The sequence below is a fragment of the Streptomyces javensis genome (genome assembly GCF_039525925.1).
In the GTDB taxonomy this organism is placed as follows: Bacteria; Actinomycetota; Actinomycetes; order Streptomycetales; family Streptomycetaceae; genus Streptomyces; species Streptomyces asiaticus.
Genome location: NZ_BAAAIF010000267.1, coordinates 341 through 830, shown reverse-complemented (window position 1 = coordinate 830; position 490 = coordinate 341). Strand labels below are relative to the sequence as shown.

Here is a 490-nt window from a genome sequence, read left to right as displayed (position 1 = left end):
AAATAACAGAGTATTTCTTCCGAACACTTCTGTATGTTGAATCTTTTGCAGTCTATAATCATGAACTTTCTGGGTCAACTTTCGACAATCAGGGCATTGGTGAGGTTTTCTCACCAACTCCACATGGAGTTGATAAAACCCTTCTACTTCAAGTGATTTAGTGATGATAAACTCTTCTAAACCAGGGATAGAAATGTTAGAATACATAGTACACGCAACTCCTTTGTTTTTTGTTTATTGGTCTAAACAAATTCTAACAAATTAGGAGCTTGCGTGTTTTTATTTTGATAAATCTTTTTAAAGCTCAGGTAGGCCTGACACTCCCTCGGGAAATGTTGTCATACCAGCCAATAGTAAGCTTATAAATTTTTTTTAAAAAACTATAGTTAACTTCCATAAAGATTAAATGACATTTCTGTAATTATAAGGAACACAAGCGCACGCTTCGCTACTGTTAATTGTAATTAATTAACAAATGGGCGGTTATTTG

The 490-nt window shown here is 33.9% G+C and carries 1 protein-coding gene; it reads right to left on the bottom strand.

Features of this window, described 5'->3' with window-relative positions:
- Window positions 1–207 (bottom strand): transposase family protein (locus tag ABD329_RS47890; RefSeq protein WP_344318305.1); only part of this gene is annotated, 207 nt, incomplete at its 3' end.
- Window positions 208–490: the final 283 nt, after the last annotated feature.